The organism is Streptomyces sp. NPDC002817 (assembly GCF_053592055.1).
In genome coordinates this window covers 193,748-211,127 of sequence record NZ_JBSFUY010000008.1, presented here as the reverse complement: position 1 = coordinate 211,127, position 17,380 = coordinate 193,748, and the positions used below count along the sequence as shown (strand labels likewise).

Annotated in this window: 18 protein-coding genes; 12 read left to right on the top strand and 6 right to left on the bottom strand. The window is 69.1% G+C overall.

Annotated elements, in window-relative coordinates; translation table 11 throughout:
- Both tal and tkt read right to left on the bottom strand, forming a co-directional pair.
- Nucleotides 1–1,119, bottom strand: a complete 1,119-nt coding sequence (gene tal, locus ACWD3I_RS18245; protein ID WP_365405256.1) for a transaldolase — start codon at nt 1,117–1,119, stop codon at nt 1–3.
- 33 nt (nt 1,120–1,152) lie between these two features.
- The gene (tkt, locus tag ACWD3I_RS18240) at nt 1,153–3,240 is read right to left on the bottom strand and encodes a transketolase (protein WP_365405253.1); all 2,088 of its coding nucleotides are present in this window, start codon (nt 3,238–3,240) and stop codon (nt 1,153–1,155) included.
- Nucleotides 3,241–3,617: 377 nt separating this feature from the next.
- Between tkt and ACWD3I_RS18235 the strand changes: the two genes are divergently transcribed.
- From ACWD3I_RS18235 to ACWD3I_RS18220, 4 genes are all read left to right on the top strand, one after another.
- A complete protein-coding gene (locus ACWD3I_RS18235; RefSeq protein ID WP_266894005.1) occupies nt 3,618–4,571 on the top strand; it encodes a heme o synthase in 954 nt (317 codons plus the stop codon).
- Nucleotides 4,572–4,640: 69 nt separating this feature from the next.
- Nucleotides 4,641–4,973 (top strand): hypothetical protein, encoded by a 333-nt coding sequence (locus ACWD3I_RS18230; RefSeq protein ID WP_365405250.1) that lies wholly within the window; start codon nt 4,641–4,643, stop codon nt 4,971–4,973.
- A 100-nt stretch (nt 4,974–5,073) separates the two neighbouring features.
- Nucleotides 5,074–6,180 carry an amidohydrolase family protein gene (locus tag ACWD3I_RS18225; RefSeq protein ID WP_266894009.1) on the top strand — a complete coding sequence of 369 codons (1,107 nt, stop codon included), beginning with the start codon at nt 5,074–5,076 and terminating at the stop codon, nt 6,178–6,180.
- Nucleotides 6,181–6,265: 85 nt separating this feature from the next.
- Entirely contained in the window at nt 6,266–7,003 is a 738-nt protein-coding gene (locus tag ACWD3I_RS18220; RefSeq protein WP_365405247.1) for a nucleotidyltransferase domain-containing protein, read from the top strand.
- A 30-nt stretch (nt 7,004–7,033) separates the two neighbouring features.
- On the opposite strand, the gene ACWD3I_RS18215 is transcribed toward ACWD3I_RS18220, so the two are convergent.
- From ACWD3I_RS18215 to ACWD3I_RS18200, 4 genes are read right to left on the bottom strand one after another with little or no spacing between them, the layout of a single operon-like run.
- On the bottom strand, nt 7,034–8,047 hold the full coding sequence (locus ACWD3I_RS18215) for a COX15/CtaA family protein (protein WP_365405244.1): 1,014 nt from the start codon (nt 8,045–8,047) through the stop codon (nt 7,034–7,036).
- A 46-nt stretch (nt 8,048–8,093) separates the two neighbouring features.
- Nucleotides 8,094–8,810: an ABC transporter permease gene (locus ACWD3I_RS18210; RefSeq protein WP_365405312.1), complete on the bottom strand. Its 717-nt coding sequence runs from the start codon at nt 8,808–8,810 to the stop codon at nt 8,094–8,096.
- Between the two features lie 47 nt (nt 8,811–8,857).
- Nucleotides 8,858–9,781 carry an ABC transporter ATP-binding protein gene (locus ACWD3I_RS18205; protein WP_365405242.1) on the bottom strand — a complete coding sequence of 308 codons (924 nt, stop codon included), beginning with the start codon at nt 9,779–9,781 and terminating at the stop codon, nt 8,858–8,860.
- A 31-nt stretch (nt 9,782–9,812) separates the two neighbouring features.
- Nucleotides 9,813–10,625 carry an aminoglycoside N(3)-acetyltransferase gene (locus ACWD3I_RS18200; RefSeq protein ID WP_365405239.1) on the bottom strand — a complete coding sequence of 271 codons (813 nt, stop codon included), beginning with the start codon at nt 10,623–10,625 and terminating at the stop codon, nt 9,813–9,815.
- Nucleotides 10,626–10,786: 161 nt separating this feature from the next.
- Here ACWD3I_RS18200 and ACWD3I_RS18195 point away from each other — a divergent pair, with 161 nt between their 5' ends.
- From ACWD3I_RS18195 to ACWD3I_RS18160, 8 genes are all read left to right on the top strand, one after another.
- Nucleotides 10,787–11,530 carry a helix-turn-helix transcriptional regulator gene (locus tag ACWD3I_RS18195; protein WP_365405237.1) on the top strand — a complete coding sequence of 248 codons (744 nt, stop codon included), beginning with the start codon at nt 10,787–10,789 and terminating at the stop codon, nt 11,528–11,530.
- Nucleotides 11,527–12,951, top strand: coding sequence for a Fe-S cluster assembly protein SufB (sufB, locus tag ACWD3I_RS18190; protein WP_365405234.1), 1,425 nt, complete (start codon nt 11,527–11,529; stop codon nt 12,949–12,951). The genes ACWD3I_RS18195 and sufB overlap by 4 nt, the downstream gene beginning before the upstream one ends.
- Before the next feature lie 64 nt (nt 12,952–13,015).
- The gene (sufD, locus tag ACWD3I_RS18185) at nt 13,016–14,197 is read left to right on the top strand and encodes a Fe-S cluster assembly protein SufD (RefSeq protein WP_365405231.1); all 1,182 of its coding nucleotides are present in this window, start codon (nt 13,016–13,018) and stop codon (nt 14,195–14,197) included.
- A complete protein-coding gene (locus ACWD3I_RS18180) occupies nt 14,197–14,514 on the top strand; it encodes a bifunctional 3-phenylpropionate/cinnamic acid dioxygenase ferredoxin subunit (RefSeq protein WP_046261801.1) in 318 nt (105 codons plus the stop codon). The genes sufD and ACWD3I_RS18180 overlap by 1 nt, the downstream gene beginning before the upstream one ends.
- A 7-nt stretch (nt 14,515–14,521) precedes the next feature.
- Nucleotides 14,522–15,286: a Fe-S cluster assembly ATPase SufC gene (gene sufC / locus ACWD3I_RS18175; protein WP_361544730.1), complete on the top strand. Its 765-nt coding sequence runs from the start codon at nt 14,522–14,524 to the stop codon at nt 15,284–15,286.
- Entirely contained in the window at nt 15,283–16,539 is a 1,257-nt protein-coding gene (locus tag ACWD3I_RS18170; protein ID WP_046261803.1) for a cysteine desulfurase, read from the top strand. Before sufC ends, ACWD3I_RS18170 begins: the two co-directional genes overlap by 4 nt.
- Before the next feature lie 18 nt (nt 16,540–16,557).
- Complete coding sequence (gene sufU / locus ACWD3I_RS18165; protein WP_365405226.1) at nt 16,558–17,025, top strand: Fe-S cluster assembly sulfur transfer protein SufU; 468 nt, start codon at nt 16,558–16,560, stop codon at nt 17,023–17,025.
- Entirely contained in the window at nt 17,022–17,354 is a 333-nt protein-coding gene (locus ACWD3I_RS18160; protein WP_005477879.1) for a metal-sulfur cluster assembly factor, read from the top strand. The genes sufU and ACWD3I_RS18160 overlap by 4 nt, the downstream gene beginning before the upstream one ends.
- The last annotated feature ends 26 nt before the right edge of the window (nt 17,355–17,380 follow it).

Genomic DNA, 17,380 nt, shown 5'->3' with positions numbered 1-17,380 from the left:
TCAGCCCTCCGAGGGGGCGAGGCGCTCCAGCTCTGCCTCGGTCGACTTGAGCAGGTCGTTCCAGGACGCCTCGAACTTCTCGACGCCCTCGTCCTCCAGCAGCTGCACGACCTCGTTGTAGGAGATCCCGAGCTTCTCGACCGCGTCGATCTCGGCACGGGACTGCTCGTAGGTGCCGGCGACGGCGTTGCCGCGGATCTCGCCGCTCGCCTCGGTGGCCTGGAGAGTGGCTTCCGGCATGGTGTTCACCGTGTTCGGCGCCACCAGCTCGTCGACGTAGAGGGTCGGCTTGTAGGCCGGGTCCTTCACGCCGGTCGAGGCCCACAGCGGGCGCTGCTTGTTGGCCTGCGCCTTGTCCAGCTCCTGCCAGCGGGAAGAGGAGAAGACCTCTTCGTACGCCTCGTAGGCCAGACGCGCGTTGGCGACGCCCGCCTTGCCGCGGGCGGCCTTGGCCGCCTCGGTGCCGAGCGCGTCGATCCGCTTGTCGATCTCGGTGTCCACGCGGGACACGAAGAAGGACGCCACGGAGTGGATCAGGGAGAGGTCCAGGCCCTTGGCCTTGGCCTTCTCCAGACCCGCGAGGTACGCGTCCATGACCTCGCGGTAGCGCTCCAGCGAGAAGATCAGCGTGACGTTGACGCTGATGCCGTTGCCGATCACCTCGGTGATGGCCGGCAGGCCCGCCTTGGTGGCCGGGATCTTGATGAGGGTGTTGGGGCGGTCGACCAGCCAGGCCAGCTGCTTGGCCTCGGCGATGGTCGCCTTGGTGTTGTGGGCCAGGCGCGGGTCGACCTCGATCGACACACGGCCGTCCTGGCCGCCGGTGGCGTCGAAGACCGGGCGCAGGATGTCGGCGGCGTCGCGGACGTCCGCCGTGGTGATCATGCGGATCGCCTCTTCGACGGTGACCTTGCGGGCGGCGAGGTCGGCGAGCTGCTGCTCGTAACCGTCACCGCTGCTGATCGCCTTCTGGAAGATCGACGGGTTGGTCGTGACGCCCACGACGTGCTGCTGGTCGATCAGTTCGGCGAGGTTGCCGGACGTGATCCGCTTGCGCGACAGGTCGTCCAGCCAGATCGCGACGCCTTCTTCGGAGAGGCGCTTGAGTGCGTCTGTCATGGAATTACATCTCCTACGTGTCGTATATGAGCGTCAGCGCTGGGCAGCGGCGAGGGATTCCCGCGCCTTCGCGGCCACGTTCTCCGCAGTGAAGCCGAACTCCTGGAAGAGGACCTTGCCGTCGGCCGAAGCACCGAAGTGCTCCAGGGAAACGATGCGGCCGGCGTCCCCGACGTACTTGTGCCAGGTGAGACCGATGCCGGCCTCCACCGCGACACGCGCCTTCACCGACGGCGGCAGGACGCTGTCCCGGTACCCCTGGTCCTGCTCCTCGAACCACTCCACGCACGGCATGGACACGACCCGCGTCGGCACACCGTCGGCCTCCAGCCGCTCGCGCGCCTCGACGGCGACGTGCACCTCGGAACCGGTGGCGATGAGCACGACCTCGGGGGCGTCGTTCGACGCCTCGAAGAGGACGTAGCCGCCCTTGACCGCGTCCTCGTTGGACTCGTACGTCGGCACGCCCTGCCGGGTCAGCGCCAGACCGTGCGGGGCGCCCTTGCCGAAGACCTTCGTGTAGCGCTTGAGGATCTCGCGCCAGGCGATCGCGGTCTCGTTGGCGTCGGCCGGGCGGACCACGTTCAGGCCCGGGATGGCGCGCAGCGAGGCCAGGTGCTCGACCGGCTGGTGGGTGGGGCCGTCCTCGCCGAGACCGATGGAGTCGTGCGTCCACACGTACGTCACCGGCAGGTGCATCAGCGCCGACAGCCGCACCGCGTTGCGCATGTAGTCGGAGAAGACGAGGAACGTACCGCCGTAGATACGGGTGTTGCCGTGCAGCGCGATGCCGTTCATCTCCGCGGCCATGGAGTGCTCGCGGATGCCGAAGTGGATCGTGCGGCCGTACGGGTTCGCCTCCGGCAGCGGGTTGTCCGCCGGCAGGAAGGAACTGTCCTTGTCGATCGTGGTGTTGTTCGAGCCGGCCAGGTCGGCGGAGCCGCCCCACAGCTCGGGGATCACCGCGCCGAGAGCCTGGAGCACCTTGCCGGAGGCGGCACGCGTGGCGACACCCTTGCCGGGCTCGAAGACCGGGAGCTTGTCCTCCCAGCCCTTGGGCAGCTCACCGGCGACGATGCGGTCGAACTCGGCGGCGCGCTCGGCGTTGTTGTTGCGCCACTCCTGGAGCTGCTTCTCCCACTCGGCCTTGGCCTGGCGGCCACGGTCCAGGGCACCCCGGGTGTGGTTGATGACCTCGTCCGAGACCTCGAAGCTCTGCTCCGGGTCGAAGCCCAGCACCCGCTTGGTCGCCGCGACCTCGTCGTCGCCGAGCGCCGAGCCGTGGGCGGCCTCGGTGTTCTGCGCGTTCGGGGCGGGCCAGGCGATGATCGAGCGCATCGCGATGAAGGACGGCTTGTCCGTCACCTGCTTCGCGGCCTCGATGGCGTTGTAGAGGGCGTGCGGGTCGAGGTCGCCGTCCGGCTTCGGGGCGACGCGCTGCACATGCCAGCCGTATGCCTCGTAGCGCTTGGCGGTGTCCTCGGAGACGGCCGTCTCGGTGTCGCCCTCGATCGAGATGTGGTTGTCGTCCCACAGCAGCACGAGGTTGCCGAGCTTCTGGTGACCGGCCAGCGAGGACGCCTCGGCGGAGATGCCCTCCTGGAGACAGCCGTCACCGGCGATGGCGTACACGAAGTGGTCGAACGGGGACTCGCCCTCGGCGGCCTCAGGGTCGAACAGACCGCGCTCGTAGCGGGCCGCCATCGCCATGCCCACCGCGTTGGCGACACCCTGGCCCAGCGGGCCGGTCGTCGTCTCGACGCCCTTGGTGTGGCCGTACTCCGGGTGACCGGGGGTCTTCGAGCCCCACGTCCTGAACGACTTCAGGTCGTCCAGCTCCAGGCCGAAGCCGACCAGGTAGAGCTGGGTGTAGAGGGTCAGGGACGAGTGGCCCGCGGACAGCACGAAGCGGTCACGCCCGACCCACTCCGGGTCGGCGGGGTCGTGCCGCATCACCTTCTGGAAGAGGGTGTAGGCGGCGGGAGCCAGGCTCATCGCCGTACCGGGATGGCCGTTGCCGACCTTCTGTACGGCGTCGGCGGCCAGGACGCGGGCGGTGTCGACGGCCCGCTGGTCCAACTCGGTCCACTCGAGGTCTGTGGTGGTCGGCTTGGTGCTCACCCTGGGTCAGGGCTCCTCTCCACATGTCACGCATGTCGAATGCCGGTGCACGGGGCGCCCCGGCCGTTGTCGAGCCTACCCCCGTAAGTACGTGCGTTTTTTCGCGTCATTCCAGACTGCCGGGAGTCACGACGATCCGCCTCCTGACTGGGCCGATTCGCCATTCGGCAACTGAATACGGACGCGCTCGTTCGAGTGCTCAACCGAGTGTCGATCGGCTCGTCCGGGGGTGCTGATCAGCTCTTCCGGGGGTGCTGCCCAACACGACCCCACCCCCGCGAATGTCGGGGTATGGGCAACGTCTACAGTGGCGTGGTACGCGCGAGCCTTTACCGGGACTTCACACGGGAGGGGTTTGCTGGGATGTCTCTGTAGGGGTGTGCGTGACGGCCGTCGAATCCCGTCCAGCCGGGGTGCTGGGGGAGAGCAAGAGCTCGAGTCACCGGCCGTTCGGGGCCCGTGTCAAGGCATTCGTGGCGCTGACCAAGCCTCGGATCATCGAACTGCTGCTGATCACCACGGTCCCGGTGATGTTCCTCGCCGAGCAGGGTGTGCCCGACCTGACGCTGGTGCTCCTCACCTGCCTCGGCGGCTACCTCTCCGCGGGCGGCGCCAACGCGCTGAACATGTACATCGACCGCGACATCGACGCGCTCATGGACCGCACCTCGCAGAGACCGCTGGTCACCGGCATGGTGTCGCCGCGCGAGTGCCTCGCCTTCGGCATCACCCTCGCGATCGTCTCCACGCTGCTGTTCGGCCTGGCCGTCAACTGGCTGTCCGCCTGGCTGTCGCTCGGGGCGCTCCTCTTCTACGTCGTCGTCTACACGATGATCCTCAAGCGGCGTACGTCGCAGAACATCGTGTGGGGCGGCATCGCCGGCTGTCTCCCGGTGCTGATCGGCTGGTCGTCCGTCACGAACTCCCTGTCGTGGGCGCCGGTCATCCTCTTCCTCGTCATGTTCTTCTGGACGCCGCCGCACTACTGGCCGCTGTCCATGAAGGTGAAAGAGGACTACGCGCGCGTGGGCGTGCCCATGCTGCCGGTGGTCGCCTCCAACAAGGTGGTCGCCAGGCAGATCGTCATCTACAGCTGGGTCATGGTCGCCGTCTCGCTGCTGCTGACCCCGCTCGGATACACGGGCTGGTTCTACACGCTGGTGGCGCTGCTGGCCGGCGGCTTCTGGCTGTGGGAGGCGCACGGACTGCAGAACCGGGCCAAGGCCGAGGTGACAGGCGGGAAGCTCAAGGAGATGCGCCTGTTCCACTGGTCGATCACGTACGTGTCGATCCTGTTCCTCGCCGTCGCGGTCGACCCCTTCCTGCGCTAGTCGCGCTGAGGCAAGGGTCACGCACCCCGCCCGTCGCCGTTTGATCTACCCGTCGGTAGCATCCTGGCCATGGCAGACACGCAGCAGGTTGACGCGAAGGCCGACCGCACGGCGGCCAAGCTGGCCAAGCAGATCGGCGCCTTCTCCAAGGCACACGGCGGCGCCGAGGGCCAGGTGGCCTACCTGGGCGACCGCGGCGCCCGGATCGCCCTCGTCGGCGAGGACGGCGAGTGGGGCAACCTGGTGGCCCCGACCGTCGAGATCGCCCAGAAGGCGGTCGAGAAGGCCGGCATCACCGTCCACGAGGACTTCGACGGCGAGTTCGCCGCGAAGGTGCGCACGGGTCCGTACGAGTGGACCCGTATGGCGGGCATCCAGGTGGGCGGCCCGAAGAACGGCTGACGCACACGGCTTTCACACCGGGTGCGTGACAGCAACACCTGACACCCCGTTCACCCGTTAGGCCCCGTAGCAAGGACACGGTCCAGCCACGGGAGCCCGGATGATCGAAACGCCGTCCCTCGTGGACCAGTACTGCCACGGCGTACTGAGAACCGAGCTGGGCCTCGGTACCTTCGAGGCCCAGTTGGCCCGTACCGAGGGGCCGCCCGCCCCCGGTACGACCCTCTTCGACACCCAGACCGGTTTCGCCCTACGGCGGCTGTGCCCCCCGCTCCTCGGTCTGGAACCGCACTGCCCACCCGCCCGCTATCTCGCCCGGCGTCGTGAACTCGGCGTACTGGAGGCGGGCCGCAGGCTGCTGCGGGGCAGCGGCATCACGACGTACCTCGTCGACACGGGTCTGCCCGGCGATCTGACCGGCCCCGGCGAGATGGCGGCGGCGTCGGCCGCCGAGGCCCGCGAGATCGTGCGGCTCGAACTCCTCGCCGAACAGGTCGCCGACACCTCCGGCACGGTCGAGTCCTTCCTCGCCAACCTCGCCGAGTCGGTGCACGGGGCGGCGGTCGGTGCGGTCGCCTTCACCTCGGTGGCGGGGGTACGGCACGGACTGGCACTGGCGCCCGAGCCACCGGGGCCGGGGGAGGTGCGGGGCGCGGCCGGCCGCTGGCTGGCGGGCCGCCGGGTGGGCGGCGAGCTGTCCGATCCGGTGCTGCTACGACACCTGCTGTGGATCGCGGTCGCCTCGGGGCTGCCGCTCCAGCTGCACGCCGGGCTCGGTGAGCCGGGGCTGCGGATCGACCGTACGGACCCGGTTCTGCTCACGGACTTCGTCCGCGCCACCGCCGGGCTCGGCACCGACCTGATCCTGCTGCACGGCTATCCGTACCACCGTCACGCCGCCCATCTCGCCGGGGTCTTCCCGCATGTGTACGCCGACTCGGGCGCCGCTCTGGTGCGTACGGGCGCCCGTGCGGCGACGGTTCTGGCGGAGATCCTCGAACTCGCCCCCTTCGGCAAGATCCTCTTCTCCAGCGGTGCCCAGGGCCTGCCCGAACTGCACGTGGTCGGCGCGCGGCTGTTCCGCGAGGCGCTGGCCCGGGTGCTGGGCAACTGGGTCGCCGAGGGGGCGTGGTCGCTGGCGGACGCACAGCGGGTCGCGGGGCTGATCGCGGCGGGGAACGCGCGCCGGGTGTACGGGCTGGAGTGAGCCGGGGGCGGGTTCGGGCTCGCGTGCGCCCGGACGGGGTGCGGGGAGGGTGTACGGGTCCGTGCGGGCTGTACAGGATGGGTGTATGCAGACCGATGCGTTACTCGACCGCTTCCTCACCGGCCTCGAACCGCTCGCGCCACTCGCCGTCTGGGCACACGGGTCCCTCGCCGGCGGCGACTACCAGGAGGGCCGCAGCGACCTGGACCTGATCGCCGTACTGGACCGTCCGGTCTCGACCCGCACGACCTGGCGGCTGGCGAAGGGACACGCCCGGCTGCGGGACGAACCGCTCGCCCCGAATCTGCACTGCACGTATCTGACACCGGATGCCGTGGAGAACTCCGCCCGGCCGCACCTGACCTGGGCGCACGAGCAGCTGTTCAAGCGGCCCGTGACCCCGGTGACCCGGCGCGAACTGCACACGTTCGGGCGGGTACTGCACGGGAAGGGCCCGGCCGGGCTGCTGCCGCCGGTGCTGGACCTCGAACTCGACGAGTTCGTCGTACGCGACCAGCGTGACTTCTGGCGGCCCAAGCTGGAGAAGGCGGAACGCTGGCGGCAGGCCCCCTGGGTCGACGTCGGCCTGACGACCTTCGCCCGCGCGACCGCCACCCTGCGCGACGGACGGCTCATCACCAAGCGGGAGGCGCTGGAACTGCTGCCGGAGCTGGGAGCGCCGGTCGAGGTGGTGGAGGACATCAGGCGGCGGCGGTACGAGGACCCCGCGCCGCCCACCGAGGAATGGACGGCGCGCAGGGGTGAGCTGACCCGGGGCTACCTGGGACCGGCGATCGACGAACTCGTGGCGGCGTACGCCTGACCGGCTGCTCGCGGTGTTCGGGACGGAGGGTCAGATCCCGGCGGAGAGCGATGACGTGGCCTGCGCCGGGAGCGGCACCTCGGTGTCCGTCCCCGGCCGCTCCCGCAGCGCCAGCAGCACGCGCAGGACCGCGATCCAGACCAGGCAGGAGCCGAACATGTGCAGGCCGACCAGGATCTCGGGCAGATCGGTGAAGTACTGGACGTAGCCGATGACACCCTGGGCGAGCAGGACCAGGAAGAGGTCGCGCGTGCGGTGCAGGGGGCCCTTCGGCGCGTCGACCGCCTTGAGGACGAACCACAGGGCGAACGTCAGCGTCACCACGATCCAGGCGAGGACGGCGTGCAGCTTGCTGACCGTCTCCCAGTCCAGCGGCATCCGCTCGACCTCGCTGGAGTCGCCCGCGTGCGGTCCCGACCCGGTCACCACCGTGCCCACCGCGATCAGCAGCACGGACGCGGCGACCAGGAACCACACCAGCTGCTGCACCGACTTGCCGACCAGCGGACGCGACTCCCCGTCGCCCTCCCGGGTGCGCTGCCACATCACCGTGGCCACCGCGATCAGCGCCGTCGACAGCAGGAAGTGCGCGGCGACCGTGTACGGGTTGAGGCCGACCAGCACCACGATGCCGCCGAGGATCGCGTTGCCCATCACGACCCAGAACTGCGCCCAGCCCAGCCGGGTGAGGCTGCGCCGGTACGGCTTCTCGGAGCGCGCGGCGATGATCGCCCAGCCGACGGCGGCGCACAGCACGTACGTCAGCATGCGGTTGCCGAACTCGATCACACCGTGCACGCCCATGGCGCTCGTGGTGGTCAGCGAGTCGTCGGTGCACTTGGGCCAGGTCGGGCAGCCGAGGCCCGAGCCGGTGAGCCGCACCGCACCGCCGGTGACCACGATGACCACCGACATGACGAGTGCGGCGAGGGCCGCCCGCTGCACCGTCCGGGGGTCCGGGGTCCAGCGTGCGGCGATGAAGGCGAGCGGGTTGCGCACGGCGGCTGAGGCGTCGGCGGGGGTCAGGTTCGGCACGTGCCCCATCGTAGGCCGCCGCTTGTGCACGCTTTCACGAGGGTCCGGCACGGGCCTACTCCCAACGGAAGAATCTGCCCGCCGCGGCCAGTCCCACGACCGCCCACACCGCCAGGATCCCCAGGTCGCCCCACGGCATGCCGGCCCCGTGCTGGAGTACGTCCCGCAGTCCGTCCGAGAGCGCGTTGACGGGGAGCAGCCCGAGTACGTCCTGCGCGCCGGAGGGGAACTTGTCCATGGGCACGATGACGCCGCCGCCGACGAGCAGCAGCAGGAAGACGAGGTTCGCGGCGGCCAGGGTGGCCTCTGCCTTCAGGGTGCCCGCCATCAGCAGGCCCAGGCCGGAGAAGGCGGCCGTGCCCAGGATCAGCAGGAGCAGGACGGCCAGGGGGTTGCCGTGCGGCTCCCAGCCCAGGGCCAAGGCGATCACCGTCAGCAGGACGATCTGGAGGATCTCCGTGATCAGGACCGACGCCGTCTTGGCGGTCATCAGGCCCCAGCGGGGGAGCGGGGAGGCGGCCAGCCGCTTCAGGACGCCGTAGCGGCGCTCGAAGCCCGTCGCGATCGCCTGGCCGGTGAAGGCCGTGGACATGACCGCGAGGGCGAGGATGCCGGGGGTCAGGAAGTCCACCGCCTCGCCCGAGCCCGTGTCGACGATGTCGACCGAGCTGAACAGGACCAGCAGGAGGGTGGGGATCACGACGGTCAGCAGGAGCTGCTCGCCGTTGCGCAGGAGCATCTTCGTCTCGAGTGCGGCCTGCGCCATGATCATGCGGGGCAGCGGGGCCGCCCCCGGCTTCGGGGTGTAGGTACCCACGGTCACGAGCGCAGCTCCTTGCCGGTCAGCTCCAGAAACACGTCTTCCAGCGTGTGCCGTTCGACCGAGATCTTCTCCGGCATCACCCCGTGCTGCGCGCACCACGAGGCCACCGTCGCCAGCAGCTGCGGGTCGACCTTGCCGCCGACCCGGTACGAGCCCGGCGTCAGCTCCGCGGCCGTGCAGTCGGCCGGGAGGGCCTTCAGCAGCGAGCCCACGTCCAGGCCCGGGCGGCCGGTGAAGCGGAGGGTGTTCTCGGCGCCGCCCCGGCACAGTTCCTCGGGGGAGCCCTGGGCGACGACCTTGCCCGCGTCGATGATCGCGACGTCGTCGGCGAGCTGTTCGGCCTCGTCCATGTAGTGGGTGGTGAGGACGACGGAGACGCCGTCGGTGCGCAGATCGCGGATCAGGTCCCAGGTCGCGTGGCGGGCCTGCGGGTCGAGCCCGGCGGTCGGCTCGTCCAGGAACACCAGCTCCGGGCGGCCCACCACGGCCATCGCGAGGGCGAGCCGCTGCTGTTGGCCGCCCGACAGCCGGCGGTACGTCGTTCTGCCGCAACCGCCCAGTCCCAGGCGCTCGATGAGCGCGTCCACGTCCAGCGGGTGGGCGTGCAGCTTGGCGACATGGCGCAGCATCTCGTCCGCCCGGGCACCCGAGTACACGCCACCGGACTGGAGCATCACGCCGATCCGGGTGTGCAGTTCACGGGAGTGCCGGACCGGGTCGAGGCCCAGGACGCGCACCGTGCCGGAGTCCGGCCTGCGGTACCCCTCGCAGGTCTCCACCGTGGTCGTCTTGCCCGCCCCGTTGGGACCGAGTACGGCGGTCACCCCCGCCGTGGCCACCAGGTCGAGGCCGTTCACCGCGGTCTTCGTGCCGTACCGCTTCACCAGGGCCTGGACCTGGACCACGGGCTCGCTTCGCATGGCTCAAGAGTCTAGGTACGCGATGCGCGCCTCAGACGGGCGGGTGCAGGATCTCCTCCTCACGGGGGCGGTGCGCCGTCAGCCACCGCTCGGCGTAGGCCACCGCGTCGGCCACCGGGAACAGCCGTACCTCGGCCGCGCCCACCTTCCCCCGCACGACGGGACGGTCCCGCTCGAAGTCGTGCCCGAGCTCGTCGAACTGCTCCGAGGTGATCGACACCTCGGTCACCGTCTCCCAGCCGGCCGGGCCCGGCCGGCCCACCTTCACCAGGGGCGAGGGGATGCGGTACTCGGCGAGATGGAAGCTCGTGCAGGTGTCGTAGCCGGCGCCGAGCAGGAGCACGCGCGCGTCCAGGTCTTCGAGACGGGCGAGGGGGCTGTGCTCGCCGAGGCGGCAGTCGGTCGCGTGTCCGTGGGTGATCTGACGAGCACGGCCGCCGATCGCCGCGAACGACGTCTGCGGGTGCGCGCTGCGCAGGGCGCCCGGCCAGGTGCGCACGGTCTCCGGGAGCACGCCGACCCCGCGCGATGGCGTGACCTGCGGGTCGTAGACCGGCATGGACGTGCGGATCGTGTCCCACCACTCCTCGAGGACCGGTGGATTTCCCCACAGGGCGGGGTCCGAGAGGTCTCCGGTCTGGGTGGGGACCACGAGGGTGCCGTCCGGGCCGAGGGCGTCCAGCAGTCCCTGGACCACGGCCACAGGTCCTCCGCAGACCCAGCCGAGCGACTTCAGGGAGGAGTGGACGAGGAGGGCCTCGCCGTCCCGGACGCCCAGCTCACGCAGTTGTGCGGCCACGGTGCCGCGGGTGACGAGAGGGCCGGTCGGAGGGGGTATGGGCATGGTTGTGGAGTGTCCCGCAAGAGGTCCGGCGATGCCACCGAATTGATCGATCAAAGATCGTTCTCGCAGGTCAGGTTAGCTTTACCTAAGTGATGCACCGCACCGTCCATCGGCCGGGACGCGGGTTGCCCGCCCCTGAGGAATTACGCAACAATGGTGTTGTGAAAAACGTCGGCGAGGCTCAGGAGACCCCCACGGGGGCCCTGCAGGAGGAGCTCGCGACCGGAGAGCGGTCAACCCGCAACCGGGTCGCGCGATCCATCCTGGACCACGGGCCGTCGACCGTCGCCGAGCTGGCCGGCCGTCTCGGCCTGACCCAGGCCGCCGTGCGCAGGCACCTGGACGCGCTGGTCGTCGACGACGTCGTGGAGGCGCGCGAGCAGAAGATCTACGGCGCGCGGACGCGGGGGCGTCCCGCCAAGGTCTTCGCGCTCACCGACTGCGGCCGCGACGCCTTCGACCAGTCCTACGACAAGCTCGCCGCGGACGCCCTGCGCTGGATCGCGGAGCGGTTCGGCGGGGACGAGGCCGTCGTGGCCTTCGCCCGTGCGAGGATCGCCGAGCAGGCCACCGCGTACCGCAAGGCGATCGAGGCCGCCGCCCCCGAGGCGCGCACCGAAGCCCTGGCCAAGGCCCTGAGCGCGGACGGGTACGCTGCTACGGCGCGCAGCGCACCGGTCGGCGAGCAGCTGTGCCAGCACCACTGCCCCGTCGCCCACGTCGCGGAAAAGTTCCCCCAGCTCTGCGAGGCGGAGACCGAGATCTTCTCCCAGCTGCTCGGAACGCACGTCCAGCGACTGGCGACCATCGCGCACGGTGACGGCGTCTGCACGACGTTCATCCCAAAGATTTCCCACACCACACATAACGCATCTGCAAGCACGGCCGGGAGGAACCCCGCATGACTCTCCCCATCGAGGAGACTGCCCACCCCGAGCTCGAGGGCCTGGGTAAGTACGAATACGGCTGGGCGGACTCCGACACGGCTGGTGCTTCCGCGCGGCGCGGCATCAACGAGGACGTCGTCAAGGACATCTCCGCGAAGAAGTCCGAGCCGGAGTGGATGACCAAGCTCCGTCTCAAGGGCCTGCGCCTGTTCGACAAGAAGCCCATGCCGAACTGGGGCTCGGACCTCTCCGGTATCGACTTCGACAACATCAAGTACTTCGTGCGCTCCACGGAGAAGCAGGCGGAGTCCTGGGAGGACCTGCCCGAGGACATCAAGAACACGTACGACAAGCTCGGCATCCCCGAGGCGGAGAAGCAGCGCCTCGTCGCCGGTGTCGCGGCCCAGTACGAGTCCGAGGTCGTCTACCACCAGATCCGCGAGGACCTGGAGGAGCAGGGCGTCATCTTCCTCGACACCGACACCGCGCTGAAGGAGCACCCGGAGCTCTTCAAGGAGTACTTCGGCACCGTCATCCCGGTCGGCGACAACAAGTTCGCGTCGCTGAACACCGCGGTGTGGTCCGGCGGCTCCTTCATCTACGTGCCCAAGGGCGTGCAGGTCGAGATCCCGCTCCAGGCCTACTTCCGTATCAACACGGAGAACATGGGCCAGTTCGAGCGGACGCTGATCATCGTCGACGAGGACGCCTACGTCCACTACGTCGAGGGCTGTACGGCGCCGATCTACAAGTCGGACTCCCTGCACTCCGCGGTCGTCGAGATCATCGTCAAGAAGGGCGCCCGCTGCCGTTACACGACCATCCAGAACTGGTCGAACAACGTCTACAACCTGGTCACCAAGCGCGCCGTGGCGTACGAGGGCGCGACCATGGAGTGGATCGACGGCAACATCGGCTCCAAGGTCACCATGAAGTACCCGGCCGTCTACCTGATGGGCGAGCACGCCAAGGGCGAGACCCTCTCCATCGCCTTCGCGGGCGAGGGCCAGCACCAGGACGCCGGCTCCAAGATGGTCCACATGGCGCCGAACACCTCCTCCAACATCGTCTCGAAGTCCGTGGCGCGTGGTGGCGGTCGTACGTCCTACCGCGGTCTCGTCGAGATCGGCGAGGGCGCCCACGGCTCCAAGTCCAACGTGCTGTGCGACGCGCTGCTCGTCGACACCATCTCCCGCTCCGACACGTACCCCTATGTGGACGTCCGCGAGGACGACGTGTCCATGGGCCACGAGGCGACCGTCTCCAAGGTCAGTGACGACCAGCTCTTCTACCTGATGAGCCGGGGCATGACCGAGTTCGAGGCGATGGCCATGATCGTGCGCGGCTTCGTCGAGCCCATCGCGAAGGAGCTGCCGATGGAGTACGCGCTGGAGCTCAACCGGCTGATCGAGCTGCAGATGGAAGGCGCGGTCGGCTGACACCCGCCCCCCTTTCGGACACAGCTAGCGAAATCTGACGTAGGAAGAGAGCAGACCGACAGCCATGGCTGAGGCTCAGAACATCCCGGTGGGGTCCACCACCGCCGGCCAGATCGCGGTGGCCGCCGAGTCGACCGTCGCCACGCGCATGAGCGCGCCCCCGTCCTTCGACGTCGCGGACTTCCCGGTCCCGCACGGCCGTGAGGAGGAGTGGCGGTTCACCCCGCTGGAGCGCCTGCGCGGGCTGCACGACGGCACCGCCGTCGCCACCGGCGAGGGCCTGAAGGTCGACGTCGAGGCGCCCGAGGGCGTCACGGTCGAGACCGTCGACCGCGACGACGCGCGCCTGGGCAAGGCGGGCACCCCGGTGGACCGCATCGCCGCCCAGGCCTACTCGGCGTTCGAGAAGGCCGGCGTGATCACCGTCCCCAAGGAGACGGTCCTCACCGAGCCGATCCGGATCGCCGTGCACGGCGAGGGCGGCACCGCCTTCGCCCACCAGGTGATCGAGCTGGGCGCCTTCGCCGAGGCCGTCGTCGTCATCGACCACACCGGTGACGCGGTGCTCGCCGCCAACGTCGACTACCTCCTGGGCGACGGCGCCAAGCTGACCGTCGTCTCCGTCCAGGACTGGGACGACAAGGCCGTGCACGTGGCCCAGCACAACGCGCTGATCGGCCGGGACGCCACCTTCAAGTCCTTCGTGGTCACCTTCGGCGGCGACCTCGTACGCCTCCACCCGCGTGTCACCTACGCCGGCACCGGCGGCGAGGCCGAGCTCTTCGGTCTCTACTTCACGGACGCCGGCCAGCACCAGGAGCACCGCCTCCTGGTCGACCACAACGTCCCGCACTGCAAGTCCAACGCCGTCTACAAGGGCGCGCTCCAGGGCGAGGGCGCCCACGCGGTGTGGATCGGCGACGTGCTCATCGAGGCCAAGGCCGAGGGCACCGACACCTACGAGATGAACCGCAACCTCGTCCTCACGGACGGCGCGCGCGTCGACTCGGTGCCGAACCTGGAGATCGAGACCGGCGAGATCGTCGGCGCCGGGCACGCCTCCGCGACCGGCCGCTTCGACGACGAGCAGCTCTTCTACCTGATGGCCCGCGGCATCCCCGCCGACGAGGCCCGTCGCCTGGTGGTCCGCGGCTTCTTCGCCGAGCTGGTCCAGCAGATCGGTGTCGACGACATCCAGGAACGCCTTCTCGTGAAGATCGACGAGGAGCTGGAGGCGTCGGTCTGATGACGTTCGTACGCGCCTGTGGGCTGAGCGAGCTGGAGGAGGACACCCCGAAGCGGGTGGAACTCGACGGCACGCCGGTCTCGGTCGTCCGCACCGAGGGCGAGGTGTTCGCGATCAACGACATCTGCTCGCACGCGAACGTCTCGCTCTCCGAGGGCGAGGTGGAGGACTGCCAGATCGAGTGCTGGCTGCACGGCTCCGCGTTCGACCTCCGCACCGGCAAGCCGTCCGGCCTTCCCGCGACGCGCCCCGTCCCCGTATACCCCGTAAAGATCGAAGGGGACGACGTGCTCGTCTCCCTCACCCAGGAGTCCTGAGGAACCCATGGCAACGCTTGAAATCCACGACCTGCACGTCACCGTCGAGGCCGACAACGCCACGAAGGAGATCCTCAAGGGCGTCGACCTGACCGTGAAGCAGGGCGAGACCCACGCCATCATGGGCCCCAACGGCTCCGGCAAGTCGACCCTCGCCTACTCGCTCGCGGGCCACCCGAAGTACACGATCACCGGCGGCACCGTCACCCTCGACGGCGAGGACGTCCTGGAGATGTCCGTCGACGAGCGCGCCCGCGCGGGCCTGTTCCTGGCGATGCAGTACCCGGTCGAGATCCCCGGCGTCTCGGTCTCCAACTTCCTGCGCACCTCCGCCACCGCCATCCGCGGCGAGGCCCCCAAGCTCCGCCTGTGGGTGAAGGAGGTCAAGGAGGCCATGCAGCGCCTCAACATGGACCCCGCCTTCGCCGAGCGCAACGTCAACGAGGGCTTCTCCGGCGGTGAGAAGAAGCGCCACGAGATCCTCCAGCTGGAGCTGCTCAAGCCGAAGATCGCGGTCCTCGACGAGACGGACTCCGGTCTGGACGTCGACGCCCTTCGTATCGTCTCCGAGGGCGTCAACCGCGTCCGCGAGTCCGGCGAGGTCGGCACCCTGCTGATCACGCACTACACGCGCATCCTGCGCTACATCAAGCCCGACCACGTGCACGTGTTCGCGAACGGCCGGATCGCCGAGTCCGGCGGCCCGGAGCTCGCCGACCAGCTCGAGGCCGAGGGCTACGACAAGTACGTGAAGGGTGGCGCATCCGCGTGACACAGCTGCCGGGCCTCCTCGACACAGAGGCGATCCGCAAGGACTTCCCCATCCTGGACCGCCAGGTCCACGACGGTAAGAAGCTCGTGTACCTGGACAACGCGGCGACCTCGCAGAAGCCGCGCCAGGTCCTGGACGCCCTGAACGAGTACTACGAGCGCTACAACGCCAACGTCCACCGCGGTGTGCATGTGCTCGCCGAGGAGGCCACGGCGCTGTACGAGGGCGCGCGCGACAAGGCCGCCGCGTTCATCAACGCGCCCAGCCGCGACGAGGTGATCTTCACCAAGAACGCCTCCGAGTCGCTCAACCTCGTGGCGAACATGCTGGGCTGGGCCGACGAGCCCTACCGCGTGGACCACGAGACCGAGATCGTCATCACGGAGATGGAGCACCACTCCAACATCGTGCCGTGGCAGCTGCTCTCGCAGCGCACGGGCGCGAAGCTGAAGTGGTTCGGCCTCACCGACGACGGCCGCCTCGACCTCTCCAACATCGACGAGGTCATCACCGAGAAGACGAAGATCGTCTCCTTCGTGCTGGTGTCCAACATCCTGGGCACCGTGAACCCCGTCGAGGCGATAGTGCGCCGTGCGCAGGAGGTCGGTGCGCTCGTCTGCATCGACGCCTCGCAGGCCGCCCCGCACATGCCGCTGGACGTGCAGGCGCTGCAGGCCGACTTCGTGGCCTTCACCGGCCACAAGATGTGCGGTCCGACCGGCATCGGCGTCCTCTGGGGCCGCCAGGAGCTGCTCGAGGACCTGCCGCCGTTCCTGGGCGGCGGCGAGATGATCGAGACGGTGTCGATGCACTCGTCGACCTACGCTCCCGCCCCGCACAAGTTCGAGGCCGGCACCCCGCCGATCGCGCAGGCGGTCGGTCTGGGCGCGGCGATCGACTACCTGAACTCGATCGGCATGGACAAGATCCTCGCCCACGAGCACGCGCTCACCGAGTACGCGGTGAAGCGGCTCGGCGAGGTCCCGGACCTCAGGATCATCGGCCCGACGACGGCCGAGGACCGGGGCGCGGCGATCTCCTTCACGCTCGGCGACATCCACCCGCACGACGTGGGCCAGGTTCTGGACGAGCAGGGCATCGCGGTCCGCGTGGGCCACCACTGCGCCCGCCCGGTCTGCCTGCGCTACGGAATTCCTGCGACCACGCGAGCGTCGTTCTATCTGTACTCCACGCCGGCCGAGATCGACGCTCTGGTCGACGGGCTGGAGCACGTACGGAACTTCTTCGGCTGAAGGGCGTGAGCTGAGACCGTGAAGCTGGATTCGATGTACCAGGAAGTCATCCTGGACCACTACAAGCACCCGCACGGGCGCGGTCTTCGGGATGGCGACGCCGAGGTGCACCACGTCAACCCGACGTGCGGCGACGAGATCACCCTGCGCGTGAAGTACGACGGCGAGCAGATCACCGACATCTCGTACGAGGGCCAGGGCTGCTCGATCAGCCAGGCCTCCGCCTCCGTGCTGAACGACCTCCTCGTCGGCAAGGACCTCGCCGAGGCGCAGAAGATCCAGGAGACCTTCCTGGAGCTGATGCAGTCCAAGGGGAAGATCGAGCCCGACGACGCCATGGAGGAGGTGCTGGAGGACGCGGTCGCGTTCGCCGGTGTCTCCAAGTACCCGGCCCGGGTCAAGTGCGCCCTCCTCAGCTGGATGGCGTGGAAGGACGCGACGGCCCAGGCCCTGGGCGGGGCCGACGCCGAAAGGAAGACGGCATGAGCGAGACCCTTGAGATGAAGCCGGCCTCCGAAGAGGAAGTCCGCGAGGCCCTGTACGACGTCGTCGACCCCGAGCTGGGCATCGATGTCGTCAACCTCGGCCTCATTTACGGCATTCACATCGACGACGCGAACATCGCGACGATCGACATGACCCTGACCTCGGCGGCCTGCCCGCTGACCGATGTCATCGAGGACCAGGCCAAGTCCGCCACGGACGGCATCGTCAACGAGCTGCGCATCAACTGGGTCTGGATGCCGCCGTGGGGCCCGGACAAGATCACGGATGACGGGCGTGAGCAGCTTCGGGCGCTCGGGTTCAACGTCTGAGACCGACCGCGTACGAAGAAACGGCG

Excerpts from the sequence above, each read along its gene's own strand:
- ACWD3I_RS18210 (WP_365405312.1), bottom strand. The coding sequence starts at position 8,810 with ATGATCATGGCGCAGGCCGCACTCGAGACGAAGATGCTCCTGCGCAAC.
- sufD (WP_365405231.1), top strand. The coding sequence starts at position 13,016 with ATGGCTGAGGCTCAGAACATCCCGGTGGGGTCCACCACCGCCGGCCAG.
- sufB (WP_365405234.1), top strand. The coding sequence starts at position 11,527 with ATGACTCTCCCCATCGAGGAGACTGCCCACCCCGAGCTCGAGGGCCTG.
- ACWD3I_RS18225 (WP_266894009.1), top strand. The coding sequence starts at position 5,074 with ATGATCGAAACGCCGTCCCTCGTGGACCAGTACTGCCACGGCGTACTG.
- ACWD3I_RS18220 (WP_365405247.1), top strand. The coding sequence starts at position 6,266 with ATGCAGACCGATGCGTTACTCGACCGCTTCCTCACCGGCCTCGAACCG.
- ACWD3I_RS18215 (WP_365405244.1), bottom strand. The coding sequence starts at position 8,047 with ATGGGGCACGTGCCGAACCTGACCCCCGCCGACGCCTCAGCCGCCGTG.
- sufC (WP_361544730.1), top strand. The coding sequence starts at position 14,522 with ATGGCAACGCTTGAAATCCACGACCTGCACGTCACCGTCGAGGCCGAC.
- ACWD3I_RS18230 (WP_365405250.1), top strand. The coding sequence starts at position 4,641 with ATGGCAGACACGCAGCAGGTTGACGCGAAGGCCGACCGCACGGCGGCC.
- tal (WP_365405256.1), bottom strand. The coding sequence starts at position 1,119 with ATGACAGACGCACTCAAGCGCCTCTCCGAAGAAGGCGTCGCGATCTGG.
- ACWD3I_RS18160 (WP_005477879.1), top strand. The coding sequence starts at position 17,022 with ATGAGCGAGACCCTTGAGATGAAGCCGGCCTCCGAAGAGGAAGTCCGC.
- ACWD3I_RS18200 (WP_365405239.1), bottom strand. The coding sequence starts at position 10,625 with ATGCCCATACCCCCTCCGACCGGCCCTCTCGTCACCCGCGGCACCGTG.
- ACWD3I_RS18180 (WP_046261801.1), top strand. The coding sequence starts at position 14,197 with ATGACGTTCGTACGCGCCTGTGGGCTGAGCGAGCTGGAGGAGGACACC.
- ACWD3I_RS18205 (WP_365405242.1), bottom strand. The coding sequence starts at position 9,781 with ATGCGAAGCGAGCCCGTGGTCCAGGTCCAGGCCCTGGTGAAGCGGTAC.